General features: G+C 61.9%; 29 protein-coding genes. 19 read left to right on the top strand and 10 right to left on the bottom strand.

The annotated features are described in order from the left end of the window. Positions 1–113: 113 nt before the first annotated feature. The 7 genes from VHO05_RS17495 to VHO05_RS17465 all read right to left on the bottom strand — a co-directional run bounded on the left by VHO05_RS17495 (position 114) and on the right by VHO05_RS17465 (position 4,919). On the bottom strand, positions 114–1,376 hold the full coding sequence (locus VHO05_RS17495; RefSeq protein ID WP_329647898.1) for a cyclopropane-fatty-acyl-phospholipid synthase family protein: 1,263 nt from the start codon (positions 1,374–1,376) through the stop codon (positions 114–116). A gap of 173 nt (positions 1,377–1,549) precedes the next feature. Then, the gene (gene rplI / locus VHO05_RS17490; protein ID WP_329647897.1) at positions 1,550–2,125 is read right to left on the bottom strand and encodes a 50S ribosomal protein L9; all 576 of its coding nucleotides are present in this window, start codon (positions 2,123–2,125) and stop codon (positions 1,550–1,552) included. 23 nt (positions 2,126–2,148) lie between these two features. Continuing rightward, positions 2,149–3,150 carry a DUF2232 domain-containing protein gene (locus tag VHO05_RS17485; RefSeq protein ID WP_329647896.1) on the bottom strand — a complete coding sequence of 334 codons (1,002 nt, stop codon included), beginning with the start codon at positions 3,148–3,150 and terminating at the stop codon, positions 2,149–2,151. Between the two features lie 84 nt (positions 3,151–3,234). Next, entirely contained in the window at positions 3,235–3,483 is a 249-nt protein-coding gene (gene rpsR, locus VHO05_RS17480; RefSeq protein ID WP_020086627.1) for a 30S ribosomal protein S18, read from the bottom strand. 3 nt (positions 3,484–3,486) lie between these two features. Further along, positions 3,487–4,107, bottom strand: coding sequence for a 30S ribosomal protein S6 (gene rpsF / locus VHO05_RS17475; protein ID WP_329647895.1), 621 nt, complete (start codon positions 4,105–4,107; stop codon positions 3,487–3,489). Between the two features lie 257 nt (positions 4,108–4,364). Next, positions 4,365–4,655 (bottom strand): hypothetical protein, encoded by a 291-nt coding sequence (locus tag VHO05_RS17470; protein WP_329647894.1) that lies wholly within the window; start codon positions 4,653–4,655, stop codon positions 4,365–4,367. Between the two features lie 51 nt (positions 4,656–4,706). After that, positions 4,707–4,919 carry a 2TM domain-containing protein gene (locus VHO05_RS17465; RefSeq protein ID WP_329647893.1) on the bottom strand — a complete coding sequence of 71 codons (213 nt, stop codon included), beginning with the start codon at positions 4,917–4,919 and terminating at the stop codon, positions 4,707–4,709. A gap of 222 nt (positions 4,920–5,141) precedes the next feature. Here VHO05_RS17465 and fabD point away from each other — a divergent pair, with 222 nt between their 5' ends. From fabD to VHO05_RS17425, 8 genes are all read left to right on the top strand, one after another. Then, positions 5,142–6,086 carry an ACP S-malonyltransferase gene (gene fabD / locus VHO05_RS17460; RefSeq protein WP_329647892.1) on the top strand — a complete coding sequence of 315 codons (945 nt, stop codon included), beginning with the start codon at positions 5,142–5,144 and terminating at the stop codon, positions 6,084–6,086. A gap of 61 nt (positions 6,087–6,147) precedes the next feature. After that, positions 6,148–6,891 carry a 3-oxoacyl-[acyl-carrier-protein] reductase gene (gene fabG / locus VHO05_RS17455; protein WP_329647891.1) on the top strand — a complete coding sequence of 248 codons (744 nt, stop codon included), beginning with the start codon at positions 6,148–6,150 and terminating at the stop codon, positions 6,889–6,891. A gap of 448 nt (positions 6,892–7,339) precedes the next feature. Continuing rightward, positions 7,340–7,582 (top strand): acyl carrier protein, encoded by a 243-nt coding sequence (locus VHO05_RS17450; RefSeq protein WP_020086632.1) that lies wholly within the window; start codon positions 7,340–7,342, stop codon positions 7,580–7,582. 225 nt (positions 7,583–7,807) lie between these two features. After that, on the top strand, positions 7,808–9,070 hold the full coding sequence (gene fabF / locus VHO05_RS17445; protein ID WP_329648193.1) for a beta-ketoacyl-ACP synthase II: 1,263 nt from the start codon (positions 7,808–7,810) through the stop codon (positions 9,068–9,070). A 264-nt stretch (positions 9,071–9,334) separates the two neighbouring features. Then, a complete protein-coding gene (mltG, locus tag VHO05_RS17440) occupies positions 9,335–10,687 on the top strand; it encodes an endolytic transglycosylase MltG (protein WP_329647890.1) in 1,353 nt (450 codons plus the stop codon). A 124-nt stretch (positions 10,688–10,811) separates the two neighbouring features. Further along, positions 10,812–11,699 (top strand): YicC/YloC family endoribonuclease, encoded by an 888-nt coding sequence (locus VHO05_RS17435; RefSeq protein ID WP_329647889.1) that lies wholly within the window; start codon positions 10,812–10,814, stop codon positions 11,697–11,699. A 164-nt stretch (positions 11,700–11,863) separates the two neighbouring features. Further along, the gene (gmk, locus tag VHO05_RS17430) at positions 11,864–12,511 is read left to right on the top strand and encodes a guanylate kinase (RefSeq protein ID WP_329647888.1); all 648 of its coding nucleotides are present in this window, start codon (positions 11,864–11,866) and stop codon (positions 12,509–12,511) included. Then, entirely contained in the window at positions 12,508–13,005 is a 498-nt protein-coding gene (locus VHO05_RS17425; RefSeq protein WP_329647887.1) for an N-acetyltransferase, read from the top strand. The genes gmk and VHO05_RS17425 overlap by 4 nt, the downstream gene beginning before the upstream one ends. Positions 13,006–13,017: 12 nt before the next feature. Here the strand turns inward: VHO05_RS17425 and VHO05_RS17420 are convergent, their stop codons facing one another. Further along, positions 13,018–13,644, bottom strand: a complete 627-nt coding sequence (locus tag VHO05_RS17420) for an XRE family transcriptional regulator (protein ID WP_329648192.1) — start codon at positions 13,642–13,644, stop codon at positions 13,018–13,020. 643 nt (positions 13,645–14,287) lie between these two features. On the opposite strand from VHO05_RS17420, the gene VHO05_RS17415 reads away from it, so the two are divergent. The 10 genes from VHO05_RS17415 (at position 14,288) to glnT (ending at position 22,019) form a co-directional block, all read left to right on the top strand. Beyond that, positions 14,288–14,587 (top strand): hypothetical protein, encoded by a 300-nt coding sequence (locus VHO05_RS17415; protein WP_329647886.1) that lies wholly within the window; start codon positions 14,288–14,290, stop codon positions 14,585–14,587. Positions 14,588–14,590: 3 nt separating this feature from the next. After that, a complete protein-coding gene (locus VHO05_RS17410) occupies positions 14,591–14,998 on the top strand; it encodes a hypothetical protein (protein ID WP_329647885.1) in 408 nt (135 codons plus the stop codon). A 13-nt stretch (positions 14,999–15,011) separates the two neighbouring features. Beyond that, the gene (locus VHO05_RS17405) at positions 15,012–15,197 is read left to right on the top strand and encodes a hypothetical protein (protein ID WP_329647884.1); all 186 of its coding nucleotides are present in this window, start codon (positions 15,012–15,014) and stop codon (positions 15,195–15,197) included. After that, complete coding sequence (locus VHO05_RS17400; protein WP_329647883.1) at positions 15,194–16,579, top strand: APC family permease; 1,386 nt, start codon at positions 15,194–15,196, stop codon at positions 16,577–16,579. The genes VHO05_RS17405 and VHO05_RS17400 overlap by 4 nt, the downstream gene beginning before the upstream one ends. 93 nt (positions 16,580–16,672) lie before the next feature. Beyond that, a complete protein-coding gene (locus tag VHO05_RS17395) occupies positions 16,673–17,350 on the top strand; it encodes a hypothetical protein (RefSeq protein WP_329647882.1) in 678 nt (225 codons plus the stop codon). Beyond that, positions 17,347–17,619 carry a hypothetical protein gene (locus VHO05_RS17390; protein WP_329647881.1) on the top strand — a complete coding sequence of 91 codons (273 nt, stop codon included), beginning with the start codon at positions 17,347–17,349 and terminating at the stop codon, positions 17,617–17,619. Before VHO05_RS17395 ends, VHO05_RS17390 begins: the two co-directional genes overlap by 4 nt. Positions 17,620–17,737: 118 nt before the next feature. After that, positions 17,738–18,634: a glutamine amidotransferase family protein gene (locus VHO05_RS17385; RefSeq protein ID WP_329647880.1), complete on the top strand. Its 897-nt coding sequence runs from the start codon at positions 17,738–17,740 to the stop codon at positions 18,632–18,634. 2 nt (positions 18,635–18,636) lie between these two features. Next, positions 18,637–19,323 carry a GXGXG domain-containing protein gene (locus VHO05_RS17380; RefSeq protein WP_329647879.1) on the top strand — a complete coding sequence of 229 codons (687 nt, stop codon included), beginning with the start codon at positions 18,637–18,639 and terminating at the stop codon, positions 19,321–19,323. Then, positions 19,323–20,651 carry an FMN-binding glutamate synthase family protein gene (locus tag VHO05_RS17375; protein ID WP_329647878.1) on the top strand — a complete coding sequence of 443 codons (1,329 nt, stop codon included), beginning with the start codon at positions 19,323–19,325 and terminating at the stop codon, positions 20,649–20,651. Before VHO05_RS17380 ends, VHO05_RS17375 begins: the two co-directional genes overlap by 1 nt. A gap of 27 nt (positions 20,652–20,678) precedes the next feature. Beyond that, positions 20,679–22,019, top strand: coding sequence for a type III glutamate--ammonia ligase (gene glnT / locus VHO05_RS17370; protein WP_329647877.1), 1,341 nt, complete (start codon positions 20,679–20,681; stop codon positions 22,017–22,019). Between the two features lie 71 nt (positions 22,020–22,090). Here the strand turns inward: glnT and mazG are convergent, their stop codons facing one another. Both mazG and VHO05_RS17360 read right to left on the bottom strand, forming a co-directional pair. Beyond that, positions 22,091–22,993 carry a nucleoside triphosphate pyrophosphohydrolase gene (gene mazG / locus VHO05_RS17365; RefSeq protein ID WP_329647876.1) on the bottom strand — a complete coding sequence of 301 codons (903 nt, stop codon included), beginning with the start codon at positions 22,991–22,993 and terminating at the stop codon, positions 22,091–22,093. 116 nt (positions 22,994–23,109) lie between these two features. Beyond that, entirely contained in the window at positions 23,110–23,736 is a 627-nt protein-coding gene (locus tag VHO05_RS17360; RefSeq protein ID WP_329647875.1) for a DUF2306 domain-containing protein, read from the bottom strand. A 34-nt stretch (positions 23,737–23,770) separates the two neighbouring features. On the opposite strand from VHO05_RS17360, the gene VHO05_RS17355 reads away from it, so the two are divergent. After that, positions 23,771–24,361, top strand: coding sequence for a hypothetical protein (locus tag VHO05_RS17355; RefSeq protein WP_329647874.1), 591 nt, complete (start codon positions 23,771–23,773; stop codon positions 24,359–24,361). Positions 24,362–24,458 lie beyond the last annotated feature (97 nt).

Raw genomic sequence — 24,458 nt, 5'->3', positions numbered from 1 at the left:
GCCATCGCGAGTCGACCCTAGCCGCAACCCTCACTGTCCACGTTACCCACACGCCCCCAAGTTCCTGCTTGAGTGCTGCGAATCGGGTTCGGATTGTGTGGTGTCAGCACAACTTATCGACCCGCCGCGACACCGCGCGGACGCTCCGAATCCACAAGGCCCAAGGGGAGAGCCCCTTCTGCTTCGCCCATATAGTTCCGTGTAATCGGCAGAGCATTGATGCGCCGCGTCAGCTGAACTTGGAACACGACGAAATTCTCGAAGCGGAACGCAGCCTCCGAACCCGCGAGATAGAATTCCCACATCCGGCAGAACTCCTCGCCCGCGATTGCCACCGCCGCAGGGCGATTTGCGAGAAAGCGGTGCCGCCACGCCCGGAGCGTCTCGGCGTAGTGAAGGCGTAAAACCTCGACGTCTGACACGATGAGACCAGACGCCTCGACCGCCGCCATGATTTCGCTCAGCGCCGGGATGTAACCCCCCGGGAAAATGTAGCGGGAGATGAAGGGGTTCGTTGCAGCCGGCCGGTCGGTGCGTCCGATGGTGTGGAGCAGGGCCGTGCCGCCAGGTGCGAGCAGACGCGCGACCGTGGAAAAGAACGTTCGGTAGTGGGGGATGCCCACGTGCTCAAACATCCCGACCGACACGATCCGATCGAATACGCCGGTCATCTCCCGATAGTCGCGGATCACGAATTGCGGCTTGTGCGAGAGATCGTCCGCATCATGCGCGCGCTTCTCCGCGATCTTGAGCTGCTCGTCCGATAGCGTGATCCCGGTCACGTCCACATCTCCGGCGCGCGCGAGATAGAGCGCCAACCCGCCCCAGCCGCAGCCGATGTCGAGAACCTTCTGCCCCGGTTGCAGGTTGAGCTTCGCCGCGATGTGCCGCTTCTTCGCCGCCTGCGCTTCGGCAAGACTCATCCCGGGCGCAGTGAAATAGGCGCAGGAATACTGCCGGTCCGGATCGAGGAAGAGATCGTAGATGCGTGGATCGATGTCGTAATGGTGATGGACGTTGCGTCTGGACCGCGTCGACGGATTGAATTGCGAAACGAAACGCAGCCAATTCCGAAGTCCCGCGAGGTGCTGGGCATAGGAAGGAAACGGCCGATCGGCGAGGTTGCGCATCACGAGCGCAATGAAATCGTAGACGGTGCCGCGCTCGATGCGAAGACGGCCTTCCATATAGCCTTCGCCAGCCGCCATTTCCGGATCGAGCGCCAGATGCCGCTCGAAGCGGCGATCAGTCAGACGGATGGCAACGAGAGGCCCCTCGCCGTTTCCGAAGCGGTGCTCCGCGCCCTCGGAATCGATGCAGGTCAGATTGCCGTCCCGAACGACGGTGGAGAGGAGATGAGACAAAGGTTTGAGCATGGCCAAACTCGCTCACGACACCACCCCCGAGGCGTCAATCTCATGAACCCCCGTCTTCCGTTATAGGAATACCGGCACGGAATTTCGAGATGCACGGTCGGCCGTAAACGGAAAAACGGCGGCCGCAGGGTCGCGACCGCCGTTCAAAAGCGCCAATGCCGTAAGGCCGAAGCTTATTCCTCGCCCTCGGCGGCCGGAGCAGCGCCCTCTTCGAACACCGCATCCGGATTGAACGTCTCGAGCTCGAGTGCCTCGTCCTTGATCACGGTGACGTTTTCGCCGCGGGCCTGCTTTTCAGCCTCTTCTTCCGAGCGGGCGACGTTCAGGACGACCTTCACGACGACTTCCGGATGAAGGGCAACTTTGGTCTCGTGCAGGCCAAGCGTCTTGATCGGGCGCTCGAGCACGACCTGACGGCGGTCGACGGTGAAGCCGCCGGCCGTGATCGCATCGGCGAGATCGCGGGTCGAGACCGAACCGTAGAGCTGACCCGTGTCACCGGCCGAGCGGATAGCCGTGAACACCTTGCCTTCGAGCTTGGTGGCGACGGCTTCGGCTTCCTTCTTGAGCTCGAGGTTGTTGGCTTCGAGGTGCACGCGCTGGGTCTCGAAGTGAGCGATGTTCTCCTTCGTGGCGCGCAGTGCCTTCTTCTGCGGCAGCAGGAAGTTGCGCGCGTAGCCGTCCTTCACGTTGACGACGTCGCCCATCTGGCCGAGGCGGCCGATGCGCTGGAGTAGAATGACCTGCATAACGAAATCTCCTTTGACGATATTCAAGAGTTGGGTGGAAGCGGAGGCGAGCCGGGCGGCGCGGCGGAGCGTGCCCGGAGGTGGAAGATGGTCTCGGCAAGGCCGAGCATGGCGATCGGAATCGCAATCCAGACATTCACGACGAGGAGCATGCCGTAGAGGGCCCACAGGGCGAACGGACGCCAAGAACGGCCGCGCGTCGTATAGTGCAGAATGGCGAGGCCCATGAGGAGATAGGCGACCAGCAGCCCGCCTGCGAACGCCGAGGCAGCAAGGCCCGCATAGCCCGACAGCATCGTCGCGAGCAGCATGATGCCAAACGCGAGCGGCGTCCCCTGCGGATATGTGATCGCGGCGAGATCCGGCCATGGCCTGCCGAGTTGCCCTGAGGCCAGCGTCACGCGGCCCGCCAGCCAGAGATTGAACAGCAGGCTGCCCATCCACGACATCGCGGATGCACCAGGAAGCATCGAAAGTGCGATCTCGGAGAGTGCGGTGATTTCCGCATCGCTGACCTGCGTCTGACTTTCGGCGCCGGGAAGGCCGGAAGACGCAATTGCGGTCTTAATGAACTCGGCAAGGGCCTTGCGAAGTGTTTCGAGATCGCCGCCGAGCAGCATGAGCGTACCGATACCCATGAGGCCAGCCAGAACGGCCGACCAGATGACGATACGGCCGGCGGGATACCATTCGACGCCTGAGCCGTCGTCCCCGGCAGCAATGCTGCTCTCGGCAAGCGGGCGGCTCAAAAGCGCAAGATATGTCAGAACGGCCATCGGCACGGCCTGCGTAACTGCGAACGCAGCTGCAACGACGGGGCTCGCAAACAGAAGGACGACGGCGCTGCCCGCGATGCCCGCGACGACGGCAGAGCGCCAACCCCAGCCCAAACCGGCGAGAGCAATCGGCAGCGGCGTGAGGAACATCAGCAGGAAGCGGACAAAAACCGGCCCCGTGGTTGCGGAGGCAAAAACCACCGCCGCAACCAGCCCGAGGCCAGCACCTGCTAGGAGCATTTTATTCATTGTCTCAGCTGTCCCGCATCCGATGCGGTTAGGGGGAGGGGGCTTTCGCCCCGCTCACCCAACCCAAGTAAGAACCCTGGCTGATTACTTCAGCACGTAGGGGAGAAGGCCCAGGAAGCGGGCGCGCTTGATGGCACGTGCCAGCTCGCGCTGCTTCTTGGCCGAAACGGCCGTGATCCGCGACGGGACGATCTTGCCGCGCTCGGAGATGTAACGGCCGAGTGTGCGAACGTCCTTGTAGTCGATCTTCGGTGCCTGATCGCCCGAGAACGGGCAGGTCTTGCGGCGGCGGTGGAACGGCCGGCGAGCGGCGATTTCTTGAATCTCAGCCATCGATTAGCCCTCCGATCCGGTGCTGCCGCCCGGCTTGTTGTCTCTAAACGGCGGGCGCGGACCGCGATCACCACCTTCGCGCGGCGGACGCGGACCACGGTCGCCATCACGCGGCGGACGCGAGTCGCCGCCTTCGCGGGGCGGACGGGCGCGGAACGTCGAGCCGCCCTCGGCGCCGCCGCCGCCACCGAAACCGCCACGGTCGCCACCGCGGAAACCACCGCGATCGCCGCCGCGGAAACCGCCACGGTCGCCGCCGCCACCGCGGAAACCACCGCGATCAGCGCCGCGCTCCTCGCGATCCTGCTTGCGCATCATGACGGACGGCTCGGACTCGAGCTCCTCCATGCGCAGGGTCAGGAAGCGGATGACGTCCGTCGACAGGCTCATGCGGCGCTCCATCTCGGCGACCGCAGCAGCGGGGGCCTCGATGTTGAGCAGCGAATAGTGCGCCTTACGGCTCTTCTTGATCTTGAATGCGAGACCCTTGAGACCCCAGTATTCGGTCTTGGTGATCTTGCCGCCGAGTTCCGTGATGACGTCGGAATATTCCTTCGTCATCGCCTCGACCTGCTGTTGTGATACGTCCTGGCGTGCCAGGAAGACATGCTCGTACAGCGGCATGCGTGGCCCTTCCGTTCGATGTTGACCGCGAGTGCGGGTCACGTCCTCGCTTCGGCGCAAAGCCCCTCATGAGCCCCAGAAAGGCCCAATAGGCACTCAAAGAGCGGAGACACAGGGGAACAGGACAATCGGGCGTTCGCCCAATACACCTTGCCGCCGAGCTGAAAATAGCTCCGCGGCCCCGTTCAGCCTCCAACCGAAGCGCGTGACGGCGCGACTTATACGGCAATTCGGCGCTGGAGCAAGGGTAAAGAGAGCTATCGCCGGGACCTCAGATAGGGGCCGATGCAGTCATCACCGTCGCAGTCGACCCAGCGCCCGCTGGGAAGCTGAACTTCCCATACAACTTCTCGCTTGAGACGCCCGGCACCGGGAAACTTGTACAAATCCTGACGTGTCGACCTGTAAAACTGCCTCGTTTTCAGTGTCTTGCCGTCGGTAGCCTGGATCACGCCGGTGCGGATGACCTCACGCGGAAGGAGATCCCATTGCCACGCAAGGATGTATCCGGTGATGACCGCGACGGCCAACCCGAGAGCCCAAAGCATGCGGCCCCTCATCGATGTACGGATCCAGCTCCCCAAAAATGTTCTGCTCGCTCAACGCCTTAAGGTGAGAAAGGCGTGCAGCGCGACTCCAGCGCCCCAGCCGAGTAGGACCCAGAGGACCCAATAAGGCTTGCCAATATAAAGATTGAAGGCCCCAAGCAGAGCCACCACCACGAGAAATGCAATTCCGTGGTGGAGAAGGCCGCGGCGTGCGGCCTCGGACGGGGGAGTGAAAGGCGGTCGGGCAGGCATGGGAGTGGCCATCGGAAATCTCCTTCAAACGTCAAGGATAAGGGCGGTCAGAGAGGCCGCAGCACGTTCTGACGAGTTCATACCCTATTATACGGACGCTGCCGGGTCTGTTCCCCCGGGGTCTTGACAATCGAGCCCTGGCCATGGCGAAACGCCGGACAGATCACAGACCGTCGAACCCCGCTCGGGGCGGCCGCACGGACCATCTCACAACGGAACATCATAGGAGCCAGCGTGGCACGCGCATTCGTATTTCCCGGCCAGGGTAGCCAGGCAGTCGGCATGGGCAAGGAGCTGGCCGATGCGTTTCCGGCCGCCCGTGAGGTGTTTGCCGAGGTCGATGACGCGCTCGGCCAGAAGCTTTCAGCCATCATGTGGGAAGGCCCTGCCGACACGCTGACGCTCACCGAAAATGCGCAGCCCGCGCTCATGGCCGTGTCCATGGCCGTCATGCGCGTCCTCGAGCGCGAAAAGGGCATCAAGCTCGCCGATGTCGCGAAGTTCGTCGCCGGTCATTCCCTCGGCGAGTATTCGGCACTGGCCGCCGCCGGCGCCTTTTCGCTCGCCGATACCGCCCGCTTGCTGAAGCTGCGCGGCAAGGCGATGCAGGCCGCGGTGCCGGTCGGGCAGGGCGCCATGGTTGCGCTCCTCGGTGTCGGCGTCGACGCGGCCGAGAAGGTTGCGGCCGAGGCCGCCCAGGGCGACGTCTGCCAGATCGCCAACGATAACGAGCCCACGCAGGTCGTGCTTTCGGGTGCGAAAGCTGCCATCGACCGCGTTGCTGAGATCGGCAAAGCCCATGGTGTTCGCCGCGCCGTACCGCTGCCCGTGTCCGCTCCCTTCCACTGCGCGCTGATGCAGCCGGCTGCCGAAGCCATGGCCGATGCGCTCTCCAAGGTCACCATCAATCCGCCGGTTGTTCCTGTCGTCGCCAACGTCGTGGCCAGCGCGGTCAGCGACCCCAATGAGATCCGCCGGCTTCTGGTCGAGCAGGTCACTGGAACCGTTCGGTGGCGCGAATGCGTGGGTTATCTCGCGCAAAACGGGGTGACAGAGGTGTTCGAAATCGGATCCGGAAAGGTTCTCGCGGGCCTCGCAAAACGCATCGAGAAGTCTCTCGAAGCCGCGAGCATTGGCACGCCCGCCGATATCGACGCCGCACTTCCGAAACTCGCCTGACACCCACTGAAACAATGGCCGCGAGTGCGCGCCATCGCATTGTCGAGAAGGATTTCACACCATGTTCGATTTGACCGGCAAGAAGGCACTCGTGACCGGAGCCACCGGTGGTATTGGCGCTGGCGTTGCCCGCGCATTTCACAAGGCTGGCGCCGAAGTCGCGATTTCCGGCCGCCAGGTCGATAAGCTCGAGACACTGGCAAAAGAGCTGGGCGATCGTGTCCACGTCGTTCCGTGCGATCTCGCCGACAAGGCCGCCGTCGCCAAGCTGATCGATGAGGCTGCCGCAAAGCTCGGGCGCGTCGACATCCTGGTCAACAACGCTGGTCTCACCAAGGACAACCTCTTCATGGTGATGAAGGACGAGCAATGGGATGACGTGATCGCCGTCAACCTGACGTCCACCTTCATGCTGATGCGCGCTGCAACGCGCCACATGCTGCGCTCGAAGACCGGCTACGGCCGCATCGTCAACGTCTCGTCGGTGTCGGGCATTATCGGCAACCCGGGCCAGGGCAACTATGCCGCCTCGAAGGCCGGCATGATCGGCATGACCAAGTCGCTCGCCCGAGAGGTCGCGAACCGCGGCATTACCGCGAACTGCATCGCACCGGGCTTCATTCAGACCGCGATGACCGATGTCCTGAACGACAAGCAGAAAGCCGAGATCTCGCAGCACATTCCCGCGCAGCGCTTCGGCAGCCCCGATGACATCGCGGCTGCAGCCGTCTACCTTGCCAGCACCGAGGCTGGTTACGTGACCGGCCAAACGCTGCACGTGAACGGCGGCATGGCCATGATCTGACGAAGGTTTTGGTTAATTCGGCGCTGAGCGGCCATGAGCCTGCCAGGCTGGGGGCAATGTGTCGCTCTTCCCGAGGCTAGTTCACCTCGTGAAACTCAGGGGGGCGGCGCTGGCCAAGCCTAGGGAGATATGTTAACGAGCCTCGTTTTTTTGCTGCGCGCCATTGGGAAAAGCCCTAACGATCGACGCTCACGCGCTATCGTCTAGGAGACGAACCTTGATGGCGCCGCCAGCACCGAGACGAGACTGGACGTTGACTTTCAGAGTGCTTCCGGAAAAGTGGGAACCGGTTTTCCGATCAGAGGCACGAGAATCAAGAAAGCGCTTCCGGAAAGTGAAATCCGCTTTTGCGGTGAATAGCGCAAAATAATCCAGAGCGTCCCGGTGGACGACGGACCCCAGAAGACGATAGCAACCAGAAGATAGAGCAGGGACACGAGGGAAGACGATGAGCGATGTCGCAGAGCGCGTGAAGAAGATCGTAGTTGAGCATCTTGGCGTCGAGGCCGACAAGGTCACGGAAAACGCCAGCTTCATCGATGATCTCGGCGCCGACAGCCTTGATACGGTCGAGCTGGTGATGGCATTCGAGGAAGAGTTCGGGTGCGAGATCCCGGACGATGCCGCCGAGCACATTCTCACGGTTGGCGATGCCGTGAAATTCCTCGAGAAGAACGCCACCGCTGCCTAACGGCCGAACGGTTTCGGAAACAATCGCGTTCGAGGCGCCTGGAGCGCCTTGAACTCGCGTAAGTGAGCCGGTTTCCTGTCCGTCGAGGCCCCATCTGTGCGCAGATGGAGCGAAACGAGCAGGCCGGCGGCACCGCGCCTCGCAGCAACACGGGGACCCCGCCAGGCACAGCCAGCTGGGCTTGATGGGGCTTCTCTCTTCACCGATGGAACTGACATGAAAACCATGCGCCGCGTCGTCATCACTGGGCTTGGTCTTGTCACTCCTGTCGGATGTGGAGTTGAGGCAGCCTGGGGCAACCTGCTTGCGGGAAAAAGCGGCGCCCGGCGCATCGAGGAGTTCGAGGTCGCCGACCTCTCATGCCAGATCGCGAATTTCGTACCGCGCGGGCCGACCGCCGAAGGCAAGTTCAATCCCGATGATTGGATGGAGCCCAAGGAGCAGCGCAAGGTCGACGACTTCATCGTCTATGCCGTCGCCGCTGCCGATCAGGCGCTCGCGGACGCCAACTGGAAAGCCGACACGCCCGAGAAGCAGGAAACGACCGGCGTTCTCATCGGCTCTGGCATCGGCGGCCTGTCCGGCATCGCGGATACGTCGATCCTACTCAAGGAGAAGGGCGCCCGCCGCGTTTCTCCGTTCTTCATTCCCGGCCGACTGATCAACCTCGCGGGCGGATACGTCTCCATCAAACACGACCTGAAGGGACCCAACCACGCCGTCGTGACGGCTTGCGCCACGGGCACACATGCGATCGGCGATGCCGCACGCATCGTTGCGCTGGGTGACGCCGAGGTGATGGTCGCGGGCGGCACCGAAAGCTCGGTCTGCCGCATCGGGATGGTCGGCTTCGTGGCCTGCCGCGCACTCTCGAGCGGCTTCAACGATCGCCCGACCGAAGCTTCGCGCCCCTATGACAAGGACCGCGATGGGTTCGTCATGGGCGAGGGCGCCGGCGTCGTCGTTCTTGAAAGCTATGAGCACGCCGTAGCCCGCGGCGCAAAGATCTACGCCGAAGTGATCGGCTACGGTATGTCGGGCGACGCCTACCACATCACGGCGCCTTCGGAGACGGGCGACGGCGCGTTCCGCTGCATGCGCGCGGCCCTGAAGAACGCTGGCATCTCTCCGAGCGACATCGACTACATCAACGCGCACGGCACCTCGACGCCCATGGGCGACGAGATCGAGCTCGGCGCTGTCGAGCGCTTGTTCGGCAACACGCAGGCCAAAGTCTCGATGTCGTCGACCAAGTCGTCGATCGGACACCTCCTTGGTGCCGCTGGCGCTGTGGAAGCCGTGTTCTCGGTCTTGGCAATTCGTGATCAGATCGCGCCCGCGACCCTGAATCTCACCAATCCGTCGGTCGAGACCGCCATCGATCTCGTGCCGCACACGCCACGCAAACGCGAGATCAACACGGTCCTGTCGAACTCCTTCGGCTTCGGCGGCACCAACGCCTCGCTCGTTATGCGCAAGGTGGCTTGAGCCCATCGGCGATTGCTGATCCGGGCGATGTGATCCGGCAGTGGCCATTTTTCCAAGGTTTACCAACTGCTGGCGTAGGCTAGGCCGTTGAATCGCTTTGACGCAAAGCGAGCCTCGCCCGATGATGCGCGCCGTAGCTGGCAGTCCCCGCGCTTGACCGGGGTTTTGCCACAATCCCAAGGTCACGTCGCCGATTGACGAAGATTGACCATCGCGAGCGTGGGGACGGCGCGACGGGAGGGGACGCGAGACGGGAGCTGGTCGATGAGTAAACTTCGCCGGGAAGTACCGCACACGCTGTCGCGGCGTGACGGTGTACGCCCGAGAAGCCCAGCCGAAGCCTTGGAGCCGGGCCGCGCACCGCCGCGCCCGCACGGTGCTCGTCAGCGCAAGGAATCGCGCGTGGTGTCGGGCCTTGCGCGTGTCGTGAGCGGGATCATGACGATCCTTCTCGTGGCCATGCTCACGGTCGGCGGTCTGACGCTGCTCGTCGGACATCTGTACACCAAGCCTGGACCTCTGACCCTCACCGAAACCGTCGTCGTTCCGAAGGGCGCAAGCAGCAACGACATTGCCGACAGCCTCGAGCGCGAAGGCGTCGTGTCGAGCCGCTGGGCTTTCATGGTGAACTACCTCGTACAATCGCGCATGCACCCCGGAGAGATCTCACTCAAGGCGGGCGAATACCTTTTCAAGCCTGGCGTCAGCATCCGCGAGGTGATGGAGATCCTCTCGGACGGCAAGTCCGTCCTGTACAAGGTCACGATCCCGGAGGGCCTTACGAGCCAGCAGATTGTCGAGCGGCTGAAGGGCGAGGAAAACCTCACCGGCGAGGTCACGCAGATTCCCGCGGAGGGCTCGCTCCTGCCCGAGACCTACAGCATCGAGAAGGGCATGGCGCGCCAGGAGCTGCTGGACCGCATGCAGCTCAAGCAGAAGCAGGTGCTGGAAGCCGCATGGACCCGCAGGCAGGCGGCACTTCCGTTTGAAAATGCCGCCCAGGCCGTTGTCATGGCCTCAATCATCGAGAAAGAAACGGGCCGCGCAGACGAGCGCGAGCGCATTGCGGGTGTATTCGTCAATCGACTGAAAAAGGGTATGCCGCTTCAGTCTGATCCGACCATTCTCTACGGCATCTACGGCGGTGGCGTTTCCTGGGGTAAGCCGATCCTGCAGTCCGAGAAGGACACCAAGAACGCACACAACACCTACCAGATCAAAGGTCTGCCGCCGACGCCGATCTGCAACCCGGGACGCCCTGCACTCGAAGCAGCCCTTAATCCGTCCGAACATGGCGACCTTTTCTTCGTCGCAGACGGCACCGGCGGACACATCTTCACGGCGACGCTGAAAGATCACAATGCGGCCGTCGCTAACTGGCGAAAGATGGAGAAGGAAATCAGGGCGCGTCAGGCGGCAGCCGGAAAGGATGTCCCCGCGGGCACGGCGGCCGGTGGTCAGGCCAAAAATCCGGTTGCGGAAATTCCGAACCCGCCGGCTGAGGACGCTGCGGCCGAAGCTCCGGCAACGGCGGACGCCAGCGAAAAGCCAGCGGCGCCCACGGCAGCCTCGGCATCGGCCATTCCGCCGCCCATCCGAAAACCCAAAAAGCAGTAATGCCGCTCCCTCTTGCGGGTCTCTGGCGAGGCGCGTACGTGTTGCGCGCGGCTGCGGAACCTCGTCTTCGCTCTGCAACGACCGGCACATTGCAGTGAGGGCCGGACCAATATCGGATGTCTCCATGTCTCTTCAAAGCATGACAGGATTTGCGCGCAGCGACGGGGCCGTTGACGGTACCGTCTGGCATTGGGAGCTGCGCAGCGTGAACAATCGGGGCCTGGATCTGCGCCTGCGCCTGCCGCCCGGCTTCGAAGCGATCGAGCCGAAAGTGAGAGATCGCATCGCCAAGGCAATTTCGCGCGGCAGCGTCAACGCCAGCCTGTCTGTGGCCCGCCGCAAAGACCTGGGTGACATCCGCATCAACCAAGCCGCGCTTGAGCGCGTTCTCGCGATTGCCACGAAACTGAGCCGGGACATCGGCGCAGAGACGCCGCGCGTGGAAACGCTGCTTGGGTTGAAAGGCGTTCTCGATGTCGCCGACGAAGCCGAGGACGAGGAGAAGCTGGCTGTCGAACAATCAGCCGTTCTCGATAGCCTCGACACGGCTCTCAGCGCGCTCGTCACGGCACGGCGCGAAGAGGGCGGGCGCCTGAAGGATGTTCTCGGCCGCCAGATCGATGAGATCGCACGTCTCACCCAAGCCGTGGAAGTCTCGCCGGCACGATCCGTAGACGCGATCCGCAAGCGCCTCGCGGACCAAGTGGCACGCCTCATCGAGACGGGGCCGGGGCTGGATCCGGCTCGTCTGCATCAGGAAGCTGTACTGCTCGCAACACGCGCTGATGTGGAGGAGGAACTGAAGCGCTTGAAGGCCCATGTCGAAGCGGCACGCGGTCTTCTGCGGGATCAGGGGGCCATCGGACGTAAGCTGGATTTCCTGGCGCAGGAGTTCAACCGCGAGGCCAATACCTTGACCTCGAAGGCTGCGGATCAGGAAATTGCGCATGCCGGACTGGCGCTCAAGGTGGTCATCGACCAGATGCGCGAGCAGGTCCAAAACATCGAATAGCTGCACCACGCGGGCCAAAAGGCGAGGCGCGCGCAAAGGGCCTGGACCCGCCGTGGCCAAAGCCCTATCAGTCGGCTGGCGCGATTTGGAGTTTCCAATCGTTCGGTGAAATCGGCCTCAATCGTGAAGAATTCGCGGGCGCAAGGGCGGCTGGAGAACGGGGTATGACGAGCGAGAATCCGAAGGTCGAGAGGCGCGGCTTGCTGCTGGTGCTCTCCTCACCGTCGGGCGCAGGAAAAACTTCGCTCGCGCGAGCGTTGCTCGATGCGGATCCGCACATCCGCCTCTCGGTCTCCGTCACCACGCGCCAGCCTCGACCCGGCGAAGTCGATGGACGCGACTACTGGTTTGTCACCGAACCCCAGTTCCAGGATATGGTCGAAAAAGATCAGCTTCTCGAGTGGGCGACCGTTTTCGGCAACTTCTATGGAACGCCCCGGGCGCCGATCGAGCAAGCGATTGCCGAAGGGCGCGATGTGCTGTTCGATATCGACTGGCAGGGCACCCAGCAACTTTCCGAGCGCATGGCCGGCGATCTTGTCCGGGTTTTCGTCCTTCCGCCGTCTAGCGAAGCTTTGGGGCAGCGGTTGCGCCAGCGCGCGCAGGATCCCGATGAGGTCGTGGCCAAACGGATGGCGGCCGCCTCTGCCGAGATCAGTCATTGGGCCGAATACGACTACGTGATCGTCAACGCGGATCTTGCGGACAGCAGCGCTGCGCTGCGCGCGATCCTGTCGGCCGAACGTCTCCGCCGCGAGCGCATGACCGGCTTGTCGTCTTTCGTGCGTGGCCTTCAGGCGGCGTTGACGTGACCGGCGTCGCAATTCGTTCGGAAACGCCGGATCTCTATGGCGCCATTCGCGCCGTGCTCTTGCAGGCTTTTCCGTCGCCTGTCGAAGCGGATCTCGTTGAGCGCTTGCGCGCGGACAGCGACATCGAAATCGGCCTTGCTGCGATCGACGGACAAGATGTCATTGGCCACCTCGTGTTCTCTCCCATGAGCGCACCCGTCAAAGCGCTTGGCCTTGGGCCGGTCGCCGTCGCGGCGGATCGCCAAGGGCAGGGGATCGGAAGCCTGTTGATCAGTCGGGGATTGGAGCGTGCGCGCGCAGCGGGTTGGGAGGCGGTTTTCGTTTTAGGTGAGCCTGAATACTACGCGCGCTTCGGATTCAGCACCGCCACGGCAAGCGGCTTTAGTTCGCCGTATGCTGGGCCGTATTTTATGGCGCTTTCCCTAAGCGGACGCATACTGACTGTCAGCACCGGGCGGGTCGATTACGCGGCGGCTTTTCAAGCTATCGAGTGAGCGTGAGAGACGTCAGGGCAATTCGCGGGCGTAACTGATGACGGACAGGAAGCGGATCGGAAGCTGCACAAGCTCTTCTGGTCCGTGCGGCGCATCGGCATCGAAAAACAGGCTGTCGCCGGGTTTCATCGGGTACAGTTTATCGGCATGCCGATAAACGACTTCGCCCTCGAGCACATAGATCAATTCAAGACCGCCGTGCTGGAAGAGGGGGAATACGTCGGATTCCTCCGTAAGTGTGATGAGATATGGCTCGACCACGACACCGCCCGAAAGACCGCCGGTGTGTCCGAGCAGTTGATACTGGTGGCCGGCGCGCGTGCCGCGCCGTTCGATCAGCAACCCTTGCCCGGCCGAAACGAACACCGCATCGCGGCGCTCTTCGAAACGCCGGAAAAGCGCGGTGACGGGAACACCAAGCGCTTTGGAGAGTCGTTGCAGCGTCGTCAACGACGCGCTCGTGACGCCGTTTTCGATCTTCGACAGCATACCGAGTGAAAGTCCCGCCGAGCGGGCGAGGTCCGACGCCGTGATGCCGAGCTTGTTCCTGAACGCGCGCACCTCACGGCCAATGGCCACCTCGAGCATGCTGTCACGGGAGCCGTGCAACGCGTGCGGATCTTGCTCCTTCGGATCCATCTTTCGCAGCACCTCGGAAAATTCCTCGGCAGACAGCGGCTTGCGCCCCTTTTCGGGCGGCGGCTCCGCTGAGGTGACATCGGCAGGCTGGCTTTTTTTCAAGGCGCTTTCCGATTTCTGGTTCATATCCGGCAATAGCCCCCAAAATGCCCGAGATACCAAAAACTTCTGAACGAGCGGGCAGGGCTCGTAAAGATCCGCCGAATTGAAATGCCGGAATGATTGCAGACAATGAGCATCTTATCGAACCACGATCGCGCGAGCTTTGGCAACAGATGACTGAGTGAAACCCCAGCTGGGAGCCCCGCATCGCGCATTTCGAATGCCTGCCAACAGGTCAAGCGCGACGCTCCCATCGATGTGCGGCTGGCAGATGACCGAAATAGCCTGAAGCCGACTGGCTTGCCTGCCGCTGCCCAAAGGGCTCTGGAGCGCCGCCCCCCGATTTACCTTTTTCAAGAAATTTTCTGAGGGTTCAACTCCCAGAAAGACAAGCATTTTGGTGTTGGGTCCGCGTACTGGTGCATCAACTACCCTTGACAAGTGCGGCAGCCCGCCGCAGAACGTTTCCGCACATAAAAAAAGATTGCCTCACAGGCAACTATTGGAGTGAACGCTGCATCCATCTCGCAAGGGGGAGCTTATGCAACAAAAAATACCCGATCCACGCATCCATTCGATGTTCTCCGGCGACCGCCTTTGGGCGTTCGGCGCAGTTCTCGTGCTGTGGTGCACCTACGCCTTCGTCTTCTCACGCATCTTGTTGGCGCCCAGCACCGACGGCGTGATTCAGGCGCTCGCTGTCGCCGGCGGCCTTGTGCTGCTGTTCAACACGGCGTCGATCTTCGCAATGATCAAGCATTATTCCGAAGACAAGGAGCACATCTACGGGCTCGACATCCACTACCTCGACGAAATGAAGAAGTCGAAGGAGTCGAGGTGAGCCATGAGAAAAGCACCCTATCAGCCGCCGAAGCAGTCCGCGTTCGGTCAAGTCTTTGATTCCCTCTTCCTCCTGGCGCTCGTGATGATGGCGTTGTTCGTTCCGCTGTATCTCGGCCTCGCCGGCGGCGGAAAAACTGCGCTCGAGCTCAAGGATACGAGCTGGCAAGGCATGGGCCAGAACGCCACCATGCAGGCGCAGTGGGAGAAACTCGGATTCACCCCCGGTCCCAAGACCGAGGAGAATCCCACATCGGCAGCCGAGCTAATTGCAGCTCGCTTCGATTACACCTTCAATCCCCTCGAGCTCGGTTTCACGGCGTTTTGCGTGCTCGCATACTTCTACATCGTCTTTCATTGGTCGCGGAAAGAGTACCGCGAAGTGATCGACGAGAAGTTCAACAACAAGTGAGGGAGGGGATCCCATGAACAACTTCCAATTGCTCGAATACGCAGCCTGGGGCCTCTCTGCGCTCCTCGGTCTGTGGATGCTGATTGATCTGATCCGCACCGATCGGACCTACTCCGAAGCACTTCTGAACTCGTCTCAGGAAGGCGAGATCGAAGACGGCCTGGTCATCGACCCGACCCACCAGGGAGGCGACCGGTGACTCAGACAACTGCCGTTCACGGCGAGAAAATCTCGCTGCTTCGCGTGCTGGGTCCCGGCCACGTCTGGGCACTCGGCGTCGGTATCGTGCTCGTCGGCGAGTACATGGGCTGGAACTTCGCAGTCGGAAAGGGCGGCGCACTCGCTGCTCTGATCGCCTGCTGGGTTGCAGGCCTTCTCTATACCTGCGTCGCCATGATCGACTCTGAGGTGACTTCCACGGTCGCCGCAGCAGGCGGCCAGTACGCGCAAGCCAAGCACATCGTCGGGCCCTTGATGGCCTTCAATGTGGGCTTGTTCCTCGTCTTCGCCTACACCATGCTCGAAGCAGCCAATGCTATCACGCTGGGCTACCTCGTGCAGACGGTGGGATCGATGGCTGGTTTTGCGGACACGCACGACAAGCCGTTCATCGTGCTCACGATCATGTTCCTCGCATGGCTGAACTATCGCGGCGTGTACGCCACGTTGACGTTCAATCTCGTGATCACGGCTATCGCCTTCATCGCCATTCTGATCCTCTTCTTCTCGGTTCAGCCTTGGACCGGCGCCTACATGAAGCATGACCAGCTGTTGACCGGCCTGCCCTACGGGTGGCTCGGCGTGCTGGCCGCACTTCACTTCGGCATGTGGTATTACCTCGGCATCGAGGGAACGACACAGGCCGCCGAAGAGGTTCGCTCGCCTGCGCGCGCTCTGCCTCTCGGCACGATGACCGGCATCATCACGCTTCTCATCGCAGCGACCATGACCTGGTATGTCTGCGTGGGTCTGATGCCGTGGGAGTACTTGGGGCAGGCTGTGACACCGCTGTTCGATGCGGCCCGTCTTACTGACTCCACCGTACTCATGGTGCTCCTCTTCATCGGCACCATCTTCTCGACGCTGGCTTCCGCCAACGGTTGCATCAATGACGCCTCGCGCGCCTGGTTCTCCATGGGCCGCGACCGTTATCTGCCGCAGGTGTTCGGTGCCGTGCATCCGAAGTATCGCACGCCTTACCGCTCGATCGTGTTCCTTGTGCCGGTGGCGCTTGTGTTCGCGTACTTCGCACCGCTCGATCAGGTGATCACGTTCTCGATCCTGTCGGGTCTGCTCGAGTACACGTTCATGGCGATCAACGTCATGATGTTCCGCCAGAAGTGGCCGCTCGGCACGATCAATCGGGGCTATGTGCACCCGTTCCATCCGCTGCCGGCGATCGTGCTCCTGCTCCTGTGCTCCGCAACGTACTTTGCGGTGTTCCTGGGCTACGGCACGCAGCTCGTCGCGATGCTCGTGTTCTACATCGTCGCCTCGCTGTGGTTCGCGTTCCATCGCTACAAGTTCGTGAAGCGCGGCGCGCAGTTCACGATGCCGTGGCCGAAGCCGGTTGGCTACTGATCGGCACTAAGATTGGCGCGCGGCAGGAATTACTGCCGCGCGCCCCCCCAAAAAAAACTGCAGAACCGAAACTGAATTGAAGGCATCCAACACGTGTCGCTCATTTCAACGGCTTTGATTGTCTGCACTATTACAGGGACCCTCGGCTGGATCGCCGTGAGGGACCACCGGGCGTTGAGAGCGAGCCGCGCAGCTCTGCTCGGCCAATGCACCAGCCTCTTCGATCGTCATACCCTCTCTCATGAAGGCGACAGCTTCCCGCGCATCAGCGGACGCATTGGAGACCGCAACGTCGACGTGCGTCTTATCTGCGATACGATGACCATGCGCCGGCTGCCGCAGCTCTGGCTTCAAACAACGGTTCTCGCGCGCATGCCGGCCAACGCCGGATTCGCAATTCTCGTGCGGCCATCGAACTATGAATTCTACAGCCTCACGGGCGAGTTCGAGCACGTCATCGAACCACCGGCGGGCTTTCCTTCAGAAGTCATCATTCGCGGTGAAACCGCAAGGGCCAGCGCACTGCTCGCAAAATTATCTGGTCCGATCGCAGACATCCTGCAGGACCCGCTTGTCAAGGAAATCGCAGTGACCCGCCAGGGTCTGCGCATCATCCGCCAAGCCGACGAGGGCCGCCGCGGTGATCATTTGCTGCTGAGACAGGCAGTTTTTGACAAGGGGGCGGTGCCGGCTGCAGCGCTCCAGTCCGTTCTTCGCCAAATTGAGAGCTTGCATGCCGCTGCTTTTGCTCAAGAAAGCGTCGCGGCATGACTGAGACCCGCGCTCCCATCAATCCATACATGGTTCTTGCATTCGCGGTTCTGATGCCAGGCGCAGGTCACGTTGCCATCGGCCAGCCGCAGCGGGGATTCGGCTTCGCATTCTTTGCGCTGCTGCTGGCGCTGGTGTCCTGGCACACGACTACCCCCGAGCAATCTTTCATCGGACGCTCGGCGCTGGGACTGTTCGTCTGGGCACTCTCCATTCCGGATGCCTACAGGATCGCCCGCATGAATTACGAAAAGTGGCGGCGTGGGTAACAAAAATTTTCACAGCAGGAATATTTTCTTAATAGTAGTAGATAGTAATTGAATGACAGGAAACTTTCTGCTAATATCATTCAAGCTACAACAAAAGAAAGCAGGGGGTGATTAGCCCATGTGTGGAATTGTAGGATTATTCATCAAGGACAAGGCCCTCGAGCCGCGCCTTGGAGAATTGACGGCGGGCATGCTCGCAACGATGTGCGAGCGTGGTCCGGACTCGGCCGGCTTTGCCGTTTACGGCGCTCCGGCATCGGGTAAGGCGAAGGTCACGCTGCAGTCGCCGAACCCCACAACGGATTTCGCAGGCCTCGCGAAGGCCATCGAAAAGGAAATCGGCGGATCGGTGAACCTCGACGTGAAGTCGACTCACGCCGTGCTGACCTGCGCTGCGGACAAGGTCGACGCTGTTCGCGAGGCGATCCGCTCGAATTTCCCGAGCGTGCGCATCATGGGCCGCGGTGACTCCATCGAAATCTACAAGGAAGTCGGCTATCCGACGGAAGTCGCGAAGCAGTTCGCGCTCGCGAAGATGTCCGGCTCGCATGCCATCGGTCACACCCGCATGGCGACGGAATCCGCCGTCACCACGCTTGGCGCACATCCGTTCTCGACCGGGCCCGATCAGTGCCTCGTGCACAACGGCTCGCTTTCGAACCACAACAACCTGCGTCGCAACCTCAAGCACGACGGCATGACGTTCGAGACCGAGAACGACAGCGAGGTCGCCGCTGCTTACATCACGTGGCGCATGAACCAGGGCCTGAACCTCGGCCAGGCGCTCGAAAAGAGCCTCGAGGATCTGGACGGCTTCTTCACTTTCGTCGTCGGCACAAAGAACGGCTTCGGCGTCGTTCGCGACCCGATTGCTTGCAAGCCGGCTGTCCTCGCCGAAACCGATCAATACGTGGCCTTTGGATCCGAGTATCGCGCTCTCGCGAACCTTCCCGGTATCGAGAATGCGAAAGTCTGGGAGCCCGAGCCCGCCACCGTCTATTTCTGGGAGCGCTAATAATGAGATCAATTGATTTGGCGAAAACGCCGCTCCGCGAGCTCAACCACGACCTGCATAAGCTCAAGGAAGGTAACAACGAAACCGATTGGGAAGTCCTCAATCCGCGCGGCCAACACGCGGTCGCTGCCGGCATCGACGCTCCCGTCACCGTCAATATCCACGGTCCCGTCGGATATTACTGCGCCGGCATGAACAAGCAGGCGACTGTGGTCGTGCACGGTTCTTCCGGCCCGGGAACTGCTGAGAACATGATGTCGGGCAGGGTGGTCGTTAAAGGCGACGCCAGCCAGTACGCCGGCGCCACCGGCCGCGGTGGCCTCCTGCTCATCGAAGGCAACGCGTCTTCGCGCTGCGGGATCTCGATGAAGGGCATCGATATCGTCGTCAAAGGCAATATCGGCCACATGTCGGCCTTCATGGCACAGACCGGAAACCTCGTCGTACTCGGCGATGCCGGTGATGCGCTTGGAGACTCGATCTACGAAGCCAAACTTTTCGTCCGCGGTAGCGTGAAGAGTCTCGGTGCAGATTGCATCGAGAAGGAAATGCGCCCGGAGCATCACGACGCGCTATCTGCGCTTCTGAAGAAGGCCGGCGTCAACGGTGTAAAGACGTCGGAGTTCAAGCGCTACGGCTCGGCTCGTAAGCTCTACAACTTCAACATCGATAACGCGGACGCATACTGATGAGCTACCATAATCCCCCGACCACCCCCCGCAAATCCGCGACCTTCGACGACTATACGCTGTCGGAGATCCGTCGCGCCGCTCAGACGGGCATCTACGACATCCGCGGCGCGGGTGCGAAGCGCAAGCTTCCGCATTTCGACGACCTGCTGTTCCTCGGCGCTTCCATGTCGCGCTATCCGCTTGAAGGCTATCGCGAGCGTTGCTCGACGGCCGTCACGCTCGGAACGCGCTTTGCCAAGAAGCCGATCGAGCTCAAGATCCCGATTACCATTGCGGGCATGAGCTTCGGCGCGCTTTCGGGCAACGCCAAGGAGGCCCTCGGCCGCGGCGCAACGCTGGCTGGCACCTCCACCACGACCGGCGACGGCGGCATGACGCCGGAAGAGCGCGGTCACTCCCAGACGCTGGTCTATCAGTATCTGCCGTCACGCTACGGCATGAATCCTGACGACCTGCGCCGCGCGGACGCCATCGAGGTTGTCGTCGGTCAGGGCGCGAAGCCCGGCGGCGGCGGCATGCTGCTCGGCCAGAAGATCTCCGATCGCGTCGCAGAGATGCGCACGCTGCCGAAGGGAATTGACCAGCGCTCGTCGTGCCGTCACCCGGACTGGACCGGTCCCGACGATCTCGAAATCAAGATCCTTGAGCTGCGCGAGATCACCGATTGGGAGAAGCCGATCTACATCAAGGTCGGCGGCGCACGTCCTTATTATGACACCGCACTTGCAGTGAAGGCCGGTGCCGACGTCGTTGTCGTCGACGGCATGCAGGGCGGCACCGCTGCCACGCAGGAGGTATTCATCGAGCACGTCGGCCAGCCGACGCTCGCATGCATCCGTCCGGCTGTGCAGGCGCTGCAGGACCTCGGCATGCATCGCAAGGTGCAGCTCATCGTCTCCGGCGGTATCCGCAACGGTGCCGACTGCGCCAAGGCTCTTGCTCTCGGCGCCGACGCAGTGGCGGTCGGCACCGCAGCGCTCGTCGCTCTCGGTGATAATGACCCCGCTCTCGAAGCCGAATACCAGAAGCTCCACACAACGGCGGGCGCATACGACGACTGGCATGAGGGACGCGACCCTGCGGGCATCACGACCCAGGATCCGGAGCTTGCAAAGCACCTCGATCCGGTCCGTGCCGGCCGCCGCCTCGCCAACTACCTGAAGGTGATGACGCTCGAGCTGCAAACCATCGCACGCGCGGCTGGGCACAACCACGTTCACAATCTCGAGCCGGAAGATCTTTGTGCGCTCACACTCGAGGCCGCCGCCATGGCGCGCGTTCCTCTGGCGGGAACAAGCTGGATCCCGGGCCAAGGCAAATTCTAAAGGCTCAAATGTTCAGGAACAAATAACATGAACATACAAACAAATGTCTCCGGGGGAGGCGCAATGGACTTGGCTCAAATCGCCAAAGAGCGCGGGATCCGCTACTTTATGATCTCGTTCACGGATCTCTTCGGGTACCAGCGCGCTAAGCTGGTACCCGCCGCGGCGATCAGCGATATCCAAAAGGACGGTGCCGGGTTTGCAGGATTTGCGACTTGGCTAGATATGACACCGGCTCATCCCGACATGCTCGGGATGGCCGATCCAGCGGGGCTGATCCAGCTCCCCTGGAAACCGGAGGTGGCCTGGGTCCCCGCCGACTGCGCGATGGAAAATAAGCCGGTCGCCCAGTCTCCACGCGTCGTCCTGAAAAAGCTCGTCGACCGGGCTGCTAAGATGGGCCTCCGCATCAAGACGGGTGTCGAGTGCGAATTCTTCCTTATTAATCCCGACGGCACCGCGATTTCGGATGCCAAGGATCAAGGCTCGAAGCCCTGCTACGATCAGCAGGCTCTCATGCGCCGCTATGATGTCATCGCTGAAATCTGCGATTACATGCTTGAGCTCGGATGGGAACCCTACCAGAACGACCACGAGGACGCGAACGGCCAGTTCGAAATGAACTGGATCTTCGACGACTCGCTGCTCACCGCAGACCGTCATGCGTTCTTCAAGTTCATGGCTAGGTCGGTTGCCGAGAAACACGGCATGCGCGCAACGTTCATGCCGAAGCCCTTCCCAACCTTGACCGGCAATGGCTGCCACGCCCACATCTCCGTTTGGGATGCGGCCACCGGCAAGATCAATATGTTCGCCGACAAAACCGATGAAATGGGCCTCTCGAAGCAGGGCTACAACTTCCTCGGTGGCATCATGAAACATGCCGAGGCGCTTGCTGCCATCACCAACCCGACCATTAACTCGTACAAGCGCATCAACGCGCCGCGTACGATCTCGGGAGCGACGTGGTCGCCGAACAGCGTAACCTGGACGGGCAATAACCGTACCCACATGGTGCGCGTCCCCGGCCCGGGCCGCTTCGAGCTTCGCCTCCCTGACGGTGCGGTGAACCCCTACCTGCTTCAGGCCGTGATTCTGGCAGCCGGCCTCGACGGCATCGACAACAACTGCCACCCCGGCAAGCGCTACGACATCGATATGTACCAGGACGGGCATACGGTGACGGACGCGCCGAAGCTACCGCTCAACCTGCTCGACGCGATCCGCAGTTTCGAAAAGGACGAGAGCCTGAGGGAGGCGCTCGGCCAGGAGTTCTCAAGCTCCTACATCAAGCTGAAGCAACGCGAGTGGAACCAGTTCTCGACCCACTTCACGCAGTGGGAACTCGACCACACTCTCGACATCTAAAGAAGAACCGGCAAATCGGCAGCGGGAATTCTGAACTTGGGGCGGAGCGCATTGCGCATCCGCCCCTTGTTTTATGTTGAGCTGCGCTCTCGCGCCTTCGCTTCGTCCCAGAGAGCATCCATCTCCGCAAGCGTCGCATCATCCGGGGAACGGTTCTGTTCGGCGAGGCGGTCCTCGATATGCCGGAAGCGGCGCACGAATTTGTCGTTGGCCGCCCGTAGCGCCGTTTCCGGATCGAGCTTGAGGTGGCGTGCGACGTTCGCCATTACGAACAGGAGGTCCCCGAACTCCTCCGCAATCTTGGCGGTCGTCTCCGCACTTCCATCGGGATTGGCACCGCGCGGATCGGCGGGAATAGCCACGTCTTCCAGCTCCGCGAGCTCCTCGCGCATCTTGTCGAACACCGGCGCAAGCGATGGCCAGTCGAAGCCAACGCACGCGGCTTTGTCCTGCAACTTGATTGCCCGCGTGAGCGCAGGCAGCGAAAGCGAAACATCGGCTAGAAGCCCTTCTCCGCGCCGGCTCGTCGGAAGTGAAACACCCGGCGATGACTGCGATGTCGGAGATAAGGACGGGCGTTCTGCTGCTTTCGCGGCGCGCTCCTCCGCCTTGATTTTCGCCCAGAAGCCGGGTGAAGCACCGGCAGCGCGCTCTTCTGCAGTGCCGAACACGTGCGGATGGCGGCGGATCATCTTGGCGGTGATTGCTTGCACGACGTCGCCGAACGCGAAGGCGTGCTGCTCTTCGGCCATGCGCGCGTGATAGACGACCTGCAGCAACAGATCCCCCAGTTCGTCCTTGAGGTCCGGCATATCGCAGCGGGCAATCGCGTCGGCCACCTCGTAGGCTTCCTCGATGGTGTAGGGCGCGATCGTCGCAAAGGTCTGCTCGAGATCCCACGGGCATCCGGTGACGGGCGTGCGCAACGCCGCCATGATCTCGATCAGCCGCGCGATGTCTTTGGAAGGTTTCATTGAGGTCCTGGCCGCTCTTCAGGATGAGAATTCGGCCCGAACCTAGAGTGCTTCCGGAAAAGTGGGAACCGGTTTTCCGATAAGAAGCACGACAAAACAAAGTACTAGAGCCCGTCTCAGGTGGCGAGAGCCCTGCGTGAAGCAACTCGCCGCGGCAGAAGCGAAATTGGTGCGAGAGCAAGCGCCAGCGCCAAGGGGATGAGCCAGCCCAGCCACGTCGCGCAGGCGTAGATCGGATCGAACGGAAGATCCCACGCCGTCACGACAGCCGTCGTCAGCCGCACCCAGATCGCACCCGAAGCCACAGCCGCCATGGCGAGCATGAGGGCCGCGTGCCGCGCGCGATCTTTCCGCCGGATGGCGATGACACCCGCCACCACCAGCCCGAGCCAGACAATGCCCTGCGCGGCAAAGCCGATCCGGGCCGGCAGCACGGAGGTGCTCTCGTAGGCCACCGGAAACGATGTCAGGGCCCCGGCGATGACCAGCACAGCCGTCACCCGTCCGAGAGGCCGATGCCATGCGCGAGTGCGGCGCGTCGCGATGACGAGCGGAATGAGGACGAGCACCGCACCTGACGCCAGCATGTGCAGCTTGAAGATGCCCGGCAGCCGCTGATCGACCACATGGAGATTGAAGGGAAGGGGCATCGCGCCAACGCCCTCGACAAGGGCGACGAGTCCTGTTGGAACAGCGAGGGAGATCAGGAGGCAAATGCCGGCAATGAGGAGAAAGCGCGACACAAATTCGCCCGCGCCCGCTGATTTGATCGGCTCCGTGATCAATTTTGTGGAGGTGCGATTTCGCGTCATGGGCATGGGAACACGGGGCATTCGGATTGTTTCGAGCTTCGCTGCACTTTGTGTTCTGGCTACGGCGGGGGCTGGCCTCGCGGGTGATGGCGCGGCGGAAACAGCGCCCGCGCCGGAACAAGCAGCCGTAGACATCTCCGGACGCTGGGAGGGCCGCACGTACGAAATCGCACGGCGTGGGCCCGATTGCGGCGACAAGCCTTGCACGCTCACCTTGGATGTCGCTCGCTGCGCGACGGGATGGTGCGGCGTCGAGGTGACCGGGTCAGAGCAACGCTGCGGCGACACCGCACTGAAGCTCGATGCCGGCGACGCAAGCGGCAGCGTCACGCTCTTCAAGGGCAAGCTCGAGCTGGCCAAGGGCACGGAGCCCTATGTCGTCGAAGCCTACCTCGTCAACATGAGCGGCGACACCGTCGCAAAGCAGCTTCAGATCGCAGGCGACACCGGCGGCGAGTTCCGCATGTTCCGCCGCACGTTCCCATTCAACGCCACCTTGGCCAGGTCAGGCGAAGCCCGTTGCAAACCGGAGACAACCGTCTCGGCGCTCGAGTGACGGGCGTGGTCCGGCACGCCGCTTCACGCTAAGGTCGACGGACGTTCTGGACTCGGAGGGAGCCAAATAGCTCGCTACGAGCCCGACCCTTGGCCCT

It is taken from the genome of Hyphomicrobium sp., from assembly GCF_036262015.1.
GTDB lineage: Bacteria > Pseudomonadota > Alphaproteobacteria > Rhizobiales > Hyphomicrobiaceae > Hyphomicrobium_C.
Note: the sequence above shows the minus strand (reverse complement) of the source record. Positions and strands in the feature narration are given on the sequence as shown.